This is a genomic window from Shewanella piezotolerans WP3, assembly GCF_000014885.1.
GTDB lineage: Bacteria > Pseudomonadota > Gammaproteobacteria > Enterobacterales > Shewanellaceae > Shewanella > Shewanella piezotolerans.
Genome location: NC_011566.1, coordinates 4,455,006 through 4,470,312 on the forward strand (window position 1 = coordinate 4,455,006; position 15,307 = coordinate 4,470,312).

At 42.4% G+C, this 15,307-nt stretch carries 18 protein-coding genes; 8 read left to right on the top strand and 10 right to left on the bottom strand.

The genetic code is table 11. The features are described 5' to 3' along the window. Positions 1-36 precede the first annotated feature (36 nt). Positions 37-414 (top strand): hypothetical protein, encoded by a 378-nt coding sequence (locus SWP_RS18940; RefSeq protein WP_143711212.1) that lies wholly within the window; start codon positions 37-39, stop codon positions 412-414. Positions 415-782: 368 nt separating this feature from the next. Next, complete coding sequence (locus SWP_RS18945) at positions 783-1,235, top strand: GNAT family N-acetyltransferase (protein ID WP_020914238.1); 453 nt, start codon at positions 783-785, stop codon at positions 1,233-1,235. 273 nt (positions 1,236-1,508) lie between these two features. On the opposite strand, the gene SWP_RS18950 is transcribed toward SWP_RS18945, so the two are convergent. Beyond that, positions 1,509-1,871, bottom strand: coding sequence for a hypothetical protein (locus SWP_RS18950; protein ID WP_020914239.1), 363 nt, complete (start codon positions 1,869-1,871; stop codon positions 1,509-1,511). A 196-nt stretch (positions 1,872-2,067) separates the two neighbouring features. Further along, the gene (locus SWP_RS18955) at positions 2,068-2,913 is read right to left on the bottom strand and encodes a hypothetical protein (RefSeq protein WP_020914240.1); all 846 of its coding nucleotides are present in this window, start codon (positions 2,911-2,913) and stop codon (positions 2,068-2,070) included. Between the two features lie 533 nt (positions 2,914-3,446). Between SWP_RS18955 and SWP_RS18960 the strand changes: the two genes are divergently transcribed. After that, positions 3,447-3,674: a hypothetical protein gene (locus SWP_RS18960; RefSeq protein WP_143711213.1), complete on the top strand. Its 228-nt coding sequence runs from the start codon at positions 3,447-3,449 to the stop codon at positions 3,672-3,674. Between the two features lie 110 nt (positions 3,675-3,784). On the opposite strand, the gene SWP_RS18965 is transcribed toward SWP_RS18960, so the two are convergent. The 3 genes from SWP_RS18965 to SWP_RS18975 form a co-directional block, all read right to left on the bottom strand. Beyond that, positions 3,785-4,480: a VC0807 family protein gene (locus SWP_RS18965; protein ID WP_020914241.1), complete on the bottom strand. Its 696-nt coding sequence runs from the start codon at positions 4,478-4,480 to the stop codon at positions 3,785-3,787. A 425-nt stretch (positions 4,481-4,905) separates the two neighbouring features. Then, on the bottom strand, positions 4,906-5,256 hold the full coding sequence (locus SWP_RS18970) for a hypothetical protein (RefSeq protein WP_020914243.1): 351 nt from the start codon (positions 5,254-5,256) through the stop codon (positions 4,906-4,908). Between the two features lie 8 nt (positions 5,257-5,264). After that, positions 5,265-5,822 (bottom strand): GNAT family N-acetyltransferase, encoded by a 558-nt coding sequence (locus SWP_RS18975; protein ID WP_044556529.1) that lies wholly within the window; start codon positions 5,820-5,822, stop codon positions 5,265-5,267. 263 nt (positions 5,823-6,085) lie between these two features. Between SWP_RS18975 and SWP_RS18980 the strand changes: the two genes are divergently transcribed. Beyond that, on the top strand, positions 6,086-7,030 hold the full coding sequence (locus SWP_RS18980) for a GGDEF domain-containing protein (RefSeq protein WP_020914245.1): 945 nt from the start codon (positions 6,086-6,088) through the stop codon (positions 7,028-7,030). On the opposite strand, the gene SWP_RS18985 is transcribed toward SWP_RS18980, so the two are convergent. Further along, positions 7,024-7,242 carry a hypothetical protein gene (locus SWP_RS18985; RefSeq protein WP_020914246.1) on the bottom strand — a complete coding sequence of 73 codons (219 nt, stop codon included), beginning with the start codon at positions 7,240-7,242 and terminating at the stop codon, positions 7,024-7,026. The genes SWP_RS18980 and SWP_RS18985 overlap by 7 nt on opposite strands. 78 nt (positions 7,243-7,320) lie before the next feature. On the opposite strand from SWP_RS18985, the gene SWP_RS18990 reads away from it, so the two are divergent. Then, positions 7,321-7,734, top strand: coding sequence for an META domain-containing protein (locus SWP_RS18990; RefSeq protein WP_020914247.1), 414 nt, complete (start codon positions 7,321-7,323; stop codon positions 7,732-7,734). Positions 7,735-7,820: 86 nt separating this feature from the next. Here SWP_RS18990 and SWP_RS18995 read toward each other — a convergent pair whose 3' ends face one another. Continuing rightward, positions 7,821-9,119 carry a dicarboxylate/amino acid:cation symporter gene (locus tag SWP_RS18995; RefSeq protein ID WP_020914248.1) on the bottom strand — a complete coding sequence of 433 codons (1,299 nt, stop codon included), beginning with the start codon at positions 9,117-9,119 and terminating at the stop codon, positions 7,821-7,823. 170 nt (positions 9,120-9,289) lie between these two features. Beyond that, the gene (locus SWP_RS19000) at positions 9,290-9,586 is read right to left on the bottom strand and encodes a hypothetical protein (RefSeq protein ID WP_020914249.1); all 297 of its coding nucleotides are present in this window, start codon (positions 9,584-9,586) and stop codon (positions 9,290-9,292) included. A gap of 142 nt (positions 9,587-9,728) precedes the next feature. Between SWP_RS19000 and SWP_RS19005 the strand changes: the two genes are divergently transcribed. Further along, complete coding sequence (locus SWP_RS19005) at positions 9,729-10,172, top strand: GNAT family N-acetyltransferase (protein ID WP_020914250.1); 444 nt, start codon at positions 9,729-9,731, stop codon at positions 10,170-10,172. Between the two features lie 69 nt (positions 10,173-10,241). Here SWP_RS19005 and SWP_RS19010 read toward each other — a convergent pair whose 3' ends face one another. Further along, positions 10,242-11,609: an L-serine ammonia-lyase gene (locus SWP_RS19010; RefSeq protein WP_020914251.1), complete on the bottom strand. Its 1,368-nt coding sequence runs from the start codon at positions 11,607-11,609 to the stop codon at positions 10,242-10,244. A gap of 121 nt (positions 11,610-11,730) precedes the next feature. Continuing rightward, complete coding sequence (locus SWP_RS19015; protein ID WP_020914252.1) at positions 11,731-13,020, bottom strand: serine/threonine transporter; 1,290 nt, start codon at positions 13,018-13,020, stop codon at positions 11,731-11,733. Positions 13,021-13,591: 571 nt separating this feature from the next. Between SWP_RS19015 and yjjX the strand changes: the two genes are divergently transcribed. Next, complete coding sequence (gene yjjX, locus SWP_RS19020) at positions 13,592-14,131, top strand: inosine/xanthosine triphosphatase (protein WP_020914253.1); 540 nt, start codon at positions 13,592-13,594, stop codon at positions 14,129-14,131. Between the two features lie 137 nt (positions 14,132-14,268). Continuing rightward, the gene (locus tag SWP_RS23645) at positions 14,269-15,228 is read left to right on the top strand and encodes a bifunctional helix-turn-helix transcriptional regulator/GNAT family N-acetyltransferase (protein WP_020914254.1); all 960 of its coding nucleotides are present in this window, start codon (positions 14,269-14,271) and stop codon (positions 15,226-15,228) included. The last annotated feature ends 79 nt before the right edge of the window (positions 15,229-15,307 follow it).

Below are 15,307 nucleotides of genomic sequence, written 5' to 3' on the forward strand. Positions count from 1 at the left end.
GCTTGCAATTAAAACCGCCTACCGGCGGTTTTTTTTATGTCTGGAACATTTATGACGATTTGCCAAGGATGGCAAAAAATCGTCGTTATGTCTGGAACATTTATGACGATTTGCCAAGGATGGCAAGAAATCATCGTTATGTCTGAAACATTTATGACGATTTGCCAAGGATGGAAAGAAATCGTCGTTATGTCTGGAACATTTATGACGATTTGCCAAGGATGGCAAGAAATCGTCGTTATGTCTGGAACATTTATGACGATTTGCCAAGGATGGCAAGAAATCGTCGTTATGTCTGGAACATTTATGACGATTTGCCAAGGATGGCAAAAAATCGTCGTTATGTCTGGAACAGACATGAAGGTTTACTATGAATGGCAAGAAATCGTCGTTATCTCTGTAATTTGTGTATAGGTTTTGCATCAGAGTGACACAATTACGCAAAACGCCATAAATAGCGTATTACAGTTACCTTCCAACTGTAGTGGTTCCAATGACCTGCGGTCGGCGTATGTGCAGATACTACTGAGATACGCTGCAAGTACATCTGACCTCCATGGACGGAGGGAATGCCAAATTCTGTATGGAACAGAATTGGCCCTGTAAGCTCTGTGATGGCATCCATGCCATCGAAGGCCTCAGTCGCATCTACACTAGATTAGAAAAGCAATATGACCTAACCTCAGATGTTTGAACTGACAAAAATTAGCTCTACCGCAAGTCGTATGCATTTTGCTTTAGTCGTCATAATTTTCTTTTAATCGGTAAGGATAAACAGCACAGTGCAATTAACTTGGTTAGCGCCTGATGATCGCAACGAGGTGAAGAAGTTCTATCGCCAGCACATGCCCTACGCACGCTTGTTACAGAAAGAGTCACTCTGCGTGTTAACGCAAACTGACCCTAACTTTGATAGTTTTGGCGAAATCACCTCTTCGAAGATAATAGCTAGTGCGCGAATTCGGCCTATTGGTCAGTTATCCATTTTAACCGGGATGTTGGTGCATCCAGATTTTCGCGGCCAAGGTGTGGGGCATTTGTTGATGCGAGAACTTGAACCCGTTCTTTGTGATGGCAAAACTTACATTTTTGCTCTCGCCCATTTAGTAGGACTTTATGCTCAACATGGATTTACTGTCATTGAGGACGCGCCCAATGATATTGCGCAGTTATTTTTGAAGTATCAGGGTTCTGATAAGGAACTTGTTTTAATGGGGTTAGCTCATTTTCCTTAGTGAACCAGCAGCTACAGCGTAACGGTAATACTCAGTGGCAACTTGCAACCACACAGGTTACAATGACCTGCGGTCAGCGCATGTGCAGATACTGCCGTGACACGCTATAAATACCTCCCTGTAAGCTCAGCCATGACATCCATGTCATGGACGGTCACGGTCGCATCTACACTGGGTTAGAAAGCACCGTCACCTAAGTCACTAATAATTAAAATGTACTCAGCCTAAAACTTCTGCTAAACACCTTAGAGAACCAAAGCTTGACCATACTAACTACCTTAGAAAATACCAAACACAAAAATTTACAGCAATTAGAGAATAAACGATTACACTATGAATGCTAATCTCTCTTGATAGAGCTTTTAACATCTCTTCACTTTGGTATGCTTCTAAGTATTTATCCATCTTATAAATAGCTAATAGACCAATAGCTAAAAACACTAATATTAGCTCGAATACATATTTATCAAAAATAGCAGAAAGGTCTTTAGATATATGAAAGACCACCCCAGCAACAATTAATGTAGGCAAGCCAAATACAGATAATATTAGCATTGTCACAGCATTACCGTGTTCAAGCTTTTTCTTCCTGTAATATGCATAGCCGCCAACTATAAAACTTCGCAAGATAAGCATTCCGCTTCCTAATTACAATCTAAGCTCAACGAAAACATCTGACCTTCATGGACGGAGGGAATGCCAAATTCTGTATGGAACAGAATTGGCCATGTTATCGACGGCCTCAGCCGTATCTACACTGATTCAGCAACTCAGGAACTATCTAGCACTAGAGTTGCTGACTATAAAAATTGACGAGAAAAACACGCTAACTCTAATTTAATACAGTTACAAAATGGCAGCGTGTAGCCATTCCTGTGTGCTCTCTTACGGTACCATCGTTCTGTATGACCATAATTTTGTAGGGTACCTCCTCACAAAATTTTATTTTATTCGCTGAGACTAAAGGATCAACAATGCTATCACGCAGGTCTTCGTTCGCTGCCAGAAAGCCCCATATATCATCTGTAGCCAAATCCATATACTTATCTTCTACATTAAAAAAAATACTCTCATCAACTTCCCAGTATTGAGTCTTTTTGTTCAGTACAAGTCTAACCTTCAGCTCAATCCCTTGTCCTTTGTAGGTAATGTAAATCTTGCCATTTTCATATTCTTGATAGTAATTTATCAGCAACTTAACCGTTTCATCAGTTAAGCCACGTACAAATGCATTAGCAGAGCTGGCAATAGGCACTTTAATTTTCGAAACAGCTGGTTGAGCAAAAACAAGGGCACTCCAATTAAATCCTGTGCTATCCATGAAATATGAGTTAACTTCCCTTAAATCATATCCAAAGTATTGCTTGAGCTTATTTTCATTACTGCAGATATCCTCAGACCAATCACATTCCATCTCTATGTCAATCGACTTAATTTTCTTTGAGTTAACACTGATGTTAGTTTCACCTCTAAGAGAAGCTTTGGTAATATCGAGTTCGAAAGCAACTTTTAACTTTGCAGTTTTAGCTCCAACGGCTACTGCACCTTCAATATTAACAACCTCTTTCGAATTAACGCGACACTCCTCATCATAACACTCATCCTGAGCCACTGAGTTAGTTGAAAAAAACAATAAAAAGACGCTAAGAGCAAATCCTTTTCTCACAAATCCTTTCATTACAAATCCTTTTTTTAATAAATCCTTTTTTTAATAAATCCTTTTGTAGCCACAACACTCTAGCACTAAAAAAGAATAGTGAATAATTAATAGACAGCGGGGCAGATCGAAATAGCATCTCTATTTCAAATTTTATTGAACAATAGTTGAAATAAGTGAGATCAACCTAAACTTTCCACAAGGCTACCTGAAAACACCAATTCCCCATCAGAGTTACCGAAGTACGTTGAAAAATAACCGTAATGCCCACACGGTCTTTCTCATGCATCCATGCACTTCAAGACATTCAGGCATACTGCCTATCAGATGTCGGCATAGCTTTCGCGGGACAGGCCGTTCTTTGGCATCCAGATTAGTGGGGCAGAGTAAAATTTAACCTTCAAAACGAGCAGAACACACACATTCCCCATCGGAGTTGCCGAAGTGCGGAGATGAAAATGCCGTAGAACCATCATGGCCTTTCTCGTGCATCCATGCACTTCAAGACATTCAGGCATCCTGCCTATAAGATGATGGTTCAGGCTCGGAGGGACATGGATGTCCCATCTGAGCCGTTAGGCAATTTTTATTGGAGCATGAGGATCAACAACTTCGTAGGGGCGGCTCGGACTTTTTATAAGAGAAATGATCAAGAGAGGGAAGCTGTTGTTCCCCTTTTGACCGAGTGTGAGCTGGAAGCTCACGACCTTTATCAAGCGCAGCTTGATTGGCACTTGGGTGCGGGCGAAGCGCCGCGACGTCAGTTGTTAGACGCAATCTAACTTAGAAGTCAGGCATCGCCTGATAAGTGACAAGGTCACGACCCTTTATCAAACGAAGTTTGATTGCCTATCGCTGTAAAGCGTAAGTCAGCCGCAACCTGACACAACCATTACTGGTTGGCCAAAACCTCTTCTAGTTTAAGCCCAGTTAAATCATGAATAGTGCGCCATAAATAATAAAAGATCCCCATCATCATCAACATCGATGGCACGGCGATCATTGGGTAACTGTATAGACTCAATTGCCCCAACTGCTCATTAAACTCTGGCGTCCCTGTTGGGCTGGTGACGATCCATTTAGCCAAAACGTAATTCATAACGGCAGAAAAGGCGAAGGAGCCGCCAACTAAATAAGTGGCCTTCATTAAGCGCTGTTCAAATGCAGCCACGCAATTGTTCTTTTTCAACCTGTCATTGATCTTATCAACATCCATCACCGCCGGATTAAATATGATGGCTTTAATTAATGGCTTAGAAGTAAAGGTCGACAACACCACAGCGGTGCCGATAATCGCCGGGATAGCAGCTTCTTTAATGGCCAACCACTTAAGGTCCAGCTCCAGTAAACCAATCCCGCCAGTCAGCAGCACATTGGCTAATCCAAGCAAGGCGATAAAATTAAACTTCCTATATTTGATTAACTCGAATAAGCCCCAGCCCAGCGGAAAGCTCAACGCCAACATTAATCCACCACTCGCCCCTAACTGATCTTCACCACTTAGCTTCATTAGAATAAAAGCGGGGATCGCAATGCTCACTATCAGGTCAACCAAAGGCCGAGGCTTATGTGTCGATGTACTACTCATATATTGTTTTCCAGGCGAAGTATGCAAGCTTCGAAAAATTTAAAGATAAAAACCATTACAGCAACTTTTATGATGCCAGTATCGATACTCACTAACGTATAGCGGCGTAAAAATACCTTCTTCTACATCAAGTGTCACTCTTCATCAAACATTGTTGAGACAGAGCTAACTGTAACGTAAATAGATGAAGGTCAGCTTAAACGTTCTAAAACTTCAATACTGAATAGCGATGACTTGAACACATCGAAGCAATAGTAGATTCACAGACAATGCCAATTTCCCATAGGAGTTATCGAACTACGTTGAAAATGTCGTTATTCGTATCATCTGTAAATATCAATATAAACCTCAATACCACAACTAACAGTAGCTAATCTTTCCTATTGGAAATTTCGCCTTTTAAATTTCGCCGGGGCGCTTACCCTCTAAATATGGTCGAAGTGAGCATTTTCCATGCACATAAACTCAACTTGTTGCATCGACAATACCGGTGGCTGCAGCACCTCTATCGACTCAGGGTTTATCGCATCCAAGTCGGCGACTTCATCAATCTTATTGCCATAAGAGTTTGTCCGACCACAATAGATAAAGTGCTTATGCCAGCGTACCAAGTATGCCGTTTGAGCCTTCCCCTCAACAGCCATCTCAGCTTCTAAGGCATGGCACTCTTCAGCTCTATCGGTTAAAACCGCCACGACCAGCTTAAGGTTATCGAAGGCTGACAAATTCAATTGCAGATAGGGGGAGAAAATAGATGCTACCGATTCAGACAACATAACAGTCCTTAGAAAAAAGAGTCACTAGTGGGTAATACCAGCAAATAATAATCACGATCGTCAAAGCTAATAAAATCGACGACCTGCATTCCGCCCTTACGAGTATGTGCGGCAAAGGAGCCTGCATTATCTTCAGCAATAAAAGTCACCATGTAAGGCAACTCCTTGGCCACCGATTTTTTGACAAACTGCACTAATGCTTCAAATATGCCTTGGCCACGATATTCGCTCGCGATCCAGATCGGGCCATATTGACAGCAATTTCTTTCGCTAAGCTTGGCTTTTTCGTAGTCAATTCTTGGCAGTCGATTAAGCAAATTTCGATATATCGGCCACTGCTTAAAGAAACTCCAACGTCCCGCGATAACGTAACCAATAATATCACCATCAAGTTCGGCGACGACAACCCAATGCTGTGTGACTAAACAAGTTAGATCACCTTGACTAAATGACTGACCAGCTAAACTGTTATTTCGCTGTTCTATCGCCAATTCATCTTGTTGTTGGCTTTGCTCTAAGACAGCCAAAGCGGCAACGTCTTGCACTGTGGCTAAACGGATTTTAATGCTATTCATCATTATTTTCTGGAGTAAAAACCCTAATTAATAGTGCCATTATAGCAACTTCACCAACGAAAATATGGCTATAAATCGCAGCAAATATACAAAGGGCATTAAGAGTGATCCGATGAGCATGATTTAAGCATGCTTAACATCAAATCTTTACTTGTTTACATTTCAACAACTTCAAAAAAACAGTATAGTCGACCTAGTAAATGTATTTTTAATTCCGAATTATCAGCATAATTAATCACAAGTGAGTTTTACCCATGTTAGCTCAAAATATCGATCATAATGTTTGGCTGCGAGATCAGGAACAACCCGCAGTTAGCTTGCCAAGGTGGCAACAACAGGTTGATCTACTCAACGACCTTTATCGCGCTAAAACTTGCCTTGTTATGCAGTTTTCGGGACAAGATGCTCAGATAGTTTGTGGTAAAAAGCATCATGATAGCGCTCTAAAAGCAGGAAAAGTGCTGACTAATTCTCCACTTTTAACCGCGATAAACTCAATCAGTAGCTTTGGCTCAAGTGAACTTACTATCGATGAACTTGGAGATGCCTTTGCTGAGTTTGAGCAGGTTCTCAGCATACAGTTATCCTGGCCTGATGGTCGAGTCTTCGGCTGTATCCTCATTTGCGATCCAAACACAACCCAAGCAACATCAGCATCACTAACAGTGATAGAGTCTGTGCGTTCATTATTACAAAGTGAACTGAAGCAAGTTTACTTAATGCAGCAAGTGCAAAGGCTATCGTTTCAAGACGAAACAACTCAAATGCTTAACCACTATGGCTTTGGCTTAATGGCGCCAAGGCAATTAAGTTTAAGTAGACGGTTTGGCTCTCATGCGGGAATAGTATTAATTGAGCTGGTCGACAATCCATTAATGCGCACAGCCCCACTATCGACTGCGCAAAAGGCTCGATTACTTGCTCGAATCATAGCCGAGAGCTTACGTGAAGCAGATATGTCAGCCCGTATTGATGAAGATAGATTTATGATCTTAGCGTTTGTAGATAGTGAATCAAACTTAGACACCTTAATTGGCCGCCTACGCAAACAGATAGCCAAAGAAGCGGGTAAGTTGAGTATCCTAGTCGGCAAAAGCTTTTTTACCCCAGATGCCCAGCAATCATTGGTCCCTATGCAGCAAGCCGCAGAGGATAATCTCGAACTATGTCGTCAATCTTTAGTGACTAAACCTTATTGATCTTGATTTTGAGCCTGAGCCCATTGCAGAAATAGTGCAATGGGAAAAGGCGACATCATTACCATGCCTAATCCAGCCAAACTGGCGACAATCATCATTCCTGTAACCTGTTGTGTTAGCTCCGTAAAGAAATATAAGCCAACACCGCATAACAACATGCTTAAGCCTACCCAATGCAACATCTTGAGGTAATTAATTACATTTTTTTGCACTAACAAACGCCTTATTTCGGTTGATTTTGAGCTAAAATACTCACAATATAATGATATTAATCACTTTGGATCCGTAACATGATAAAACAATCCTTTTTCGTAGCAAGTTTGCTACTGGGTTTATCCGCATGCCAATCAACGCCGCAAGCCCAAATCGAGGATTTAGCCATAGAAGGTACATGGCATATCGAGATCGCAAACGGCCAACCCGTTATCGACTATAGCCCAGCTCAGCTCACTTTCGAAGCAGAAGGTAAGTTAACCGGTAATAATAGCTGCAATAACTTCTTTGGCAGTTACGTTTTATCAGGTCAATCTATACAGCTACAGCCTGCAGGTAACACTATGAAAGCCTGTGTCGATGCATTAATGGCACAAGAGCAACGCGTCATGCAAGCGATGCCTGAAGTTAGCCAAGCTAAAATAAGCAAAGGTAAATTGTTACTGCAAGATGCAGATAGTAAGACCTTGATGGTACTCAGCAAGCAGTAACCAATATTGTAAAACTGTGTATAGCAGTAAAAGATGACACAAAAAAACCGCCCAACTGGCGGTTTTTTTGCTATTAAATTAAGCTGTTACGATTTTAACTTTTCAGCTATTTCAGCGCTTTCTTCAACGCCCGCATTGTAATGCTCAACATTAAGTTCGTCTTCAGATTTGGCTATCACAGTCGTCGCCACTAAATCGCCAGACACATTCACCACGGTTCGAGCCATATCAAGCACTCGGTCGATACCAGCAATCAATGCTACACCCTCTAGCGGTAAACCAACGGTAGTCAACACTAAGGTAAGCATCACCAGGCCTGCGCCCGGTACACCCGCGGTGCCAATCGAAGCAAGTGTGGCGGTTAAGATAATAGTGATGTAATCAACCCAGCTTAAATCGATACCAAACGCTTGTGCTACAAACAGTGCTGTCACACCTTGGTATAACGCCGTGCCGTCCATATTAATGGTGGTGCCAAGGGGTAATACAAAACTAGAGATCTTCTTATTGACCCCTAAATACTCATTAGCGCACTTCATACTCGCAGGTAACGTACCCGCCGAGCTTGAGGTGGTAAAGGCAACAGCAATAGCGTTGCTGATCCCTTTAAAGAACTGTATAGGGTTAAGTTTGGCAAATACTGTCAACACTATGCTATAGAAGCCAACAATATGCAGCAAGCAACCAATATAAACTGCCGCAATGACTTTAATCAGAGGCATTAGCATGCCAATGCCATACTCTCCAGCCACCCATGCCATTAGGCCAAATACACCGTACGGTGCTAGTTTCATCACCATATCAGTCAGCTTATACATAGCTTCTGCAAGACTTTCAAAGACTTTGATTGCAGGCTTGCCATGGTCACCAATCAGTACCAGAGCAACACCTAGCGCTACTGCAAACACAATCACTTGCAAGATCTGACCACTGGCCAATGCAGCAATAGGGTTTGTTGGCACAATATTAATCAAAGTTTCCATCACTGATGGCGCCGCTTTAACCACTTGTTCCGCGGGTTCAGCAACCATATCCAACCCTTTACCAGGCTGTAAAAAGTGTCCAACAGCAAGGCCCACAGTAATGGCTATTGAGGTCGTGCCCAAATAGAAGGCAAAAGATTTGAAGCCGATACGCCCCATCTTGGCAGTATCTTGCATAGAGGTAACGCCCACTATCAGCGAACAAAATACCAAAGGCACAATCAACATCTTAATAGTATTAACAAACAGGGTGCCGATCGGTTTTAGTACCGTTGCTTGTTCCCCAAAACCGATACCGGTTAAGATCCCGAGTAGCATACCAATCATGATCTGTAGCCACAGTGGCACAGACATCCAGCTTGACCACACTTTTCTAAAAAGTGAAGTTTGTTGTTTTGACATATTTAAACCTTGCTACTGTTGGATAAAGAGGACACAAGCAGATACTTGCTTAAAAAATAACGCGGCAGTTTAGCATAGGCACTAAACAGGAGAGATGATCTGTATCACGCTGCGCTCTTCAACGAACTACTCACTACAAAAATTGCCACTACAATGAATAATTCTCAATATTAGGCGTCGAATTTTGCATTTTCTTTATTTTTATTAAAACTCATCTTATGAAGTGCTGCTGGCGGTTGATCTCGTTCAATTAAGTAGCTCCAATAAGCATCATCAAAACCGCTAAAGATCTGTTTATGCTTACCTTCTGAACGCAAGATAAGCCACCACCAAACCAGCCCCCAAAGACCAAAGGTGAGTATCGTTGCCACGAAATGGCGTGGATGATTGATAGACTTGTAATCAACAGCCCTCTGTTTACATTCATCATTATCTTTATGTTCATCAGATTGGGGAGTATTTTCCATCGCGCCCTCACCTATAAATAAGCTATAGAAAAAGTGTAGCAGAGTTAGACTTTAGTCGAATAAAAATGGAGCGAAATGGTTAAAAGTTGCATTTCTTAAACTTGAGCTCATGTTAAAGTTAGCAAAAAAGGAGGAATTAAATATGCTCATCCGTAAAGGCTTATCCACTGATCTACAAGCGCTAATAGACTTCAACCAAGCAATGGCATTGGAAACGGAAGGGCTTTCGCTCGACGCAGACCAGCTATCCATAGGCGTTAACACCCTACTTAGCTCCCCGGAAAAGGGCTTTTATATAGTCGCTGAAGTTGATGGTGAGATCGCGGGTTCATTAATGGTCACCTTTGAATGGAGTGACTGGCGCGCTAAAGATTATTACTGGATCCAAAGCGTTTATATTCGCCCTGAAAATCGTCGCCAAGGGATCTACAAAAAACTCTATCAAGAGGTTAAAGATATCGCCGCACAAAATGGTGGTGCGGCCAGCTTCAGACTCTATGTTGAGCAGGAAAATATCAAAGCGCAGCAGACTTATAGCGCACTAGGTATGGATCAAAGTTACTATCTAATGTACGAAGAAAAGTAGCTTTCATTGATTCTAATTCATTAAAAAAGGCCATCAACTGATGGCCTTTTTTAGCAACTATTTCAACTTTTAGCCGCAGATACTGGTGACCTTAATAGCTAAACCGCCTTGGCTAGTCTCACGGTATTTAACATGCATATCTTTGCCTGTCTCATACATGGTCGCAATCACTTTATCTAAGCTTACCTTAGGTTGGCAATTACGACGCATCGCCATTCTTGATGAGTTGATCGCTTTAACTGCCGCAATCGCATTACGCTCAATACAAGGCACTTGCACTTGACCTGCAACGGGATCGCACGTCAGGCCTAAGTTATGCTCCATACCAATCTCAGCCGCCATACAAACTTGTGCAGCATTGCCGCCCATAACCTCTGCTAGACCTGCAGCGGCCATAGAACAAGCAACCCCCACTTCGCCCTGACAACCCACTTCAGCACCAGAAATAGAAGCATTACGCTTATATAGGGAGCCAATTGCGGCAGCGGCTAAAAAGAAGCGAGTATATTCTTGTGGGCCAACAGGTTTAATAAACTTGTCGTAGTACGCCAATACCGCTGGAATAATGCCTGCAGCACCATTAGTTGGCGAAGTCACCACCCGTCCACCAGCAGCATTTTCTTCACTAACAGCCATGGCAAATACGTTGATCCAATCGACGATCTCCATTGGATCTTGTGATAAACGTTCGCCCGTTAATAGCTGACGGTAAAGTGCAGGGGCACGACGTGGTACTCGCAAAGGCCCAGATAATACGCCTTCAGTTTGGCAACCTTTCTCGATCGCTGCGTGCATGGTACCCCATACATCTGCAAAACCTTGGTAGATATTAGCTTCACTATTAAATGCCAGCTCATTTTTGAACATGATGGTACTAATGCTCATCCCAGTTTCATTGCATGTTGCTAGCAATTCGTCTGCATAGTTAAAGGGATAAGGCACGGTAACTGGATTTTCGACTGCTTTACCAAACTGCGCTTCTTCGACAATAAAACCGCCACCGATTGAATAATAGGTGTTACTCATGAGTTTTTCGTCACCAGCATAAGCGTGCAACATCATGCCGTTCTCATGCATTGGTAGTGCGTAGTTGTGGAAAATAACGGCGTCATGTCCAAAATCGACGAGTCGCTGCTCTTTGCCCATTGGCAACTTTTCAGTTTGCTCAACCTGGCTAATAAAATGCGGAATAGATTCGATATCGACGCTCTCAGGTGTATTACCACCTAAGCCCATAAGAATTGCGATATCAGTATGGTGCCCTTTGCCTGTGAGTGACAATGAGCCAAAGATCTCAACACTTAAGCGAGTGACTTTTTCAAATTGGTTTGCTTGATGTAGGTCGTCGATAAACTCTTTTGCGGCCTTCATCGGCCCGACAGTATGAGAGCTCGACGGGCCCACACCTATCTTAAAAATATCGAATGCGCTAAACATAGAATTACCTCGAAAACAGAGGAAGGGCTAAAAGATTTTTCAACCCTGTGTCAAACATTGTACTTAAATCATTGGGGCTAAACGCCATTTAAAATGGCGTTCAGCCAACGCTCCTGCTCAGTTAAGACATAAGTCCAAACAGGATAGCGGTCATAGAAAGTAAACCTGCAATCACAACAAAGATGTTGCTCACACGGCCACGGTATGGCGCTAGAGCTGGCACTTTATGAATCGCATACATAGGCATAAGGTAAAGAATTGCCGCAATAATCGGCCCACCTAGTGCTTCAATCATTCCCAAGATGCTTGGGTTGATTACCGCTACAGCCCAAATGGTGAAGAACATAAAGCCTAAGATAAACTTGTTTAACTTCTTGTCTGATATTTCTTTGTTACTTGAACGAAGCTGCTTGCTAATAATGCCCTTCATGCCTTCAGTTGCGCCCATGTAGTGGCCGAAGAAAGAAGAGATGATGGCAACAAAAGCGATGATAGGACCAAAGTAACTTACAAAACCACTGTCGTGTACGTTAGCGAGGTAAGAAAGGATCGGTAAGTTATTCGCCTTGGCTTCAGCAAGCTGTGCTGGAGAGAGTGACAATACACAAGAGAACACAAACAACATCACAAAGCCCACTAGCATCATAGTGGTGTTACGCAAAATAGAGTCTGCTTTACGTGCTGCATTCTGACCATGTTCACGCTTAAGTGCCACAGAGAACTGTGAAATGGCAGGAGAGTGGTTAAATGCAAAAATGAGCACAGGAATCGTCAACCAAACAGTACCCAAGAAAGCGCCGGTGCTAGGTACAACGTTCAGCGCATCCATCTTCCAGTCAGGAATGAGATAGAAAGACATAAATGCCAAGATAGCAACCAATGGGTATACCAACAGCTGAGTCACCTTAAGCATAAACTTCTCGCCAGCAACCATGACTGACATCATCGCAATGATAAGCGCGCCAGAAAGTAAGAAGCGTGGAGGCGACGCCATACCGAGTTGGTTAACGATAAAGCTATCAACGGTATTAGTAATACCTACGCCGTAGATCAAAACAATTGGGTAGATAGCGAAGAAGTACAGCATGGTAATCGCTTTACCAGCGCCAACGCCAAAATGCTCTTCTACTACATCAGTAATATCACTTCCTGGTCTTTGTGAAGAACACACAAAACGTGATAAGCCACGATGAGCAAGGTAGGTCATTGGGCCAATAATTGCTGCCATGAGTACAAGAGGCCAAAAACCGCCCATGCCAGCATTAATTGGTAAAAATAGAATGCCAGCACCTACTGCGGTACCAAACAAACTCAACATCCAAGTCGTATCTTGTCGTGTCCACGGTAACGACTTAGTTGTCGCTACATCATCCTGGGTCACTTCTTGTGTACTTATCGCGTCTTTTTGCATTAGCTTTACCTTTAAGGTGTTTCTTAACACCTGTAGATTTGTATCTAAGGAGTAATTTTCGCGGTTAAGGTAATCCTAATGCAGGGCAGATAAATTGATCTGGATGCACATTTTGTAATTGAATTTCACAATATACGCATATTGGGAGCTATATCGCTTATTTCATGTAATGAATTTTCATTTTTATTGCAGTTTGATAACCGAATCGAACCTAGATTTAACACGAATCTCACTTAATTCATTAAATGCTGATATAAACTCCACCGGAGATAAAATTGAGCGGCGGACATAGCTCTAAAAATTACGCATTTTGAGACATCGACCAGCATTCAGCACGGTAAGTTTGATCTGGATCTCGCGATTTTCAGCCCCATTTTCTCTGGGTATTAGTCAATCTAATGATTAATATAGGAAAATAGTTTTACCCTATTTTTAGCAGACCAACTTAGAGATAGAAAACAGTGCAGCTGACAGCGAGATTATGCCTTATAAAAACAGTTAAAATTAATCGCTAATGACCCGCTTTATGTGAAATAATTTAAGCTATATATAAATAGAAAAGCCCCTTCCTATGACACAAGTAGTTCGAATTATCGTTGGTTCAAAAAATCCAGTGAAAGTTGGTGCCGCAAAATCGGCATTAAGTACCCTCTTCCCTGAAGTGGTTATCGAGTGTGAAGGTGTACATGCGCCCTCGCTTGTGGCCGATCAACCCATGACCGAAAGCGAAACACAAGCAGGTGCAGTTAATCGAGTTAAGTACTGCATGGAAAATTACCAAGCCGATTACTTTCTTGCGATGGAAGGCGGTGTCGATCTATTTGACCATGGCCCGGCCACATTCGCCCATATCGCTATTGCCCATAAACAGCAGGTAAGTGTCGGCCGCAGTGCATTGCTGCCACTGCCTATGCAGGTATATCAAGCTTTAACTCAAGGTGAGGAGCTAGGTCATGTCATGGACAGCATGTTTAATACCGTCAATATCAAACAACAAGGTGGTGCAATAGCATTACTGACCCAGGGCCATGCTACTCGCCAGAGTATTTACACCCAGGCTATTATTCTTGCAATGGCCCCCATGCTTAACCCTGAAATTTTTAGCCTATAAAACTAAAGCTTGGTCAGTCTGAAGTAACTATTGACCAAGCATATTTTAGTAGTTAACTTAATACTTAAGTTCCAATAGTTAAGATCCACTTGATTTTATTTAGTAGCCCTCGTAAGTTAGATGCAAGTCGCAACTAAATGAGTCTAAATAATTTCACTATGCCTCAGCCTCTCTGCCAAGCTTCTCAATTACGCCGCTTATCAAGACAACTTATTCGCCAATTAGGTTTGCTCGATGCTGCCTGCGGTAATCAACCCTTGTCACCAGTCCAAGCCCACACACTGATAGAGTTAGGCCAGAGCAACTACTCGATTAAACAGTTAGCTGAATTACTCAATATTGATAAATCTAATGCCAGCCGCGCAGTGAGTCATTTAGTTGAGAAGGGATTTGCTAAAACCACAGCTAACCCCAAAGATAACCGCAGTCTAGTGGCTCAATTAACGGCCAGCGGCAAAAAGCAGCTGATTAAGCTTGATAACCAACAGAACCAGCAGTTCAATGAGATTATGGCGCAACTGCCAGTGGCACAGATCTCACAAATAGAGCAATCACTGAGTCAATACAATAAAGCTGTTATGCAATCTAAAGCGCAAATCGGTTATAACATTAGAACTATTGAGCCTGCCGATAATGCGGCTATGGCGCAGATCATTCGTGACGTTTCAGCTGAATATGGACTCACTGCAGATAAAGGCTACGGAGTATCAGATCCTACTCTCGATAGTCTCAGCGAAGTCTATCAACAAAGCAATGCTTGTTATTGGGTGATTGAACAGGACGGACAGATCCTTGGCGGGGGCGGCATCGCACCACTGAACAATCAACCTGGCGTATGTGAACTGCAAAAGATGTACTTTTCTCAGGCTCTGCGAGGTAAAGGCTTTGCTAGGCGGTTAGCGCTACAAGCTATCGGTTTTGCCACAGAGCAAGCTTATGACGCTTGTTATCTAGAAACCACAGCTAATTTAACTGAAGCAATAAAGCTCTATGAGTCACTCTCTTTCCAGCATTTAGATGCTCCGCTCGGTAGTACTGGGCATGATGCATGCGAAATAACCATGTTACTAAAACTAAGCCAAACGAAATCAACTTAAGCCATTAAGCATATCGTTTTTATGCTAAAAACTTGTTAGCCTCAAGATTAGGTAGTTTTTTAAATTAAGTGAGTTGCAT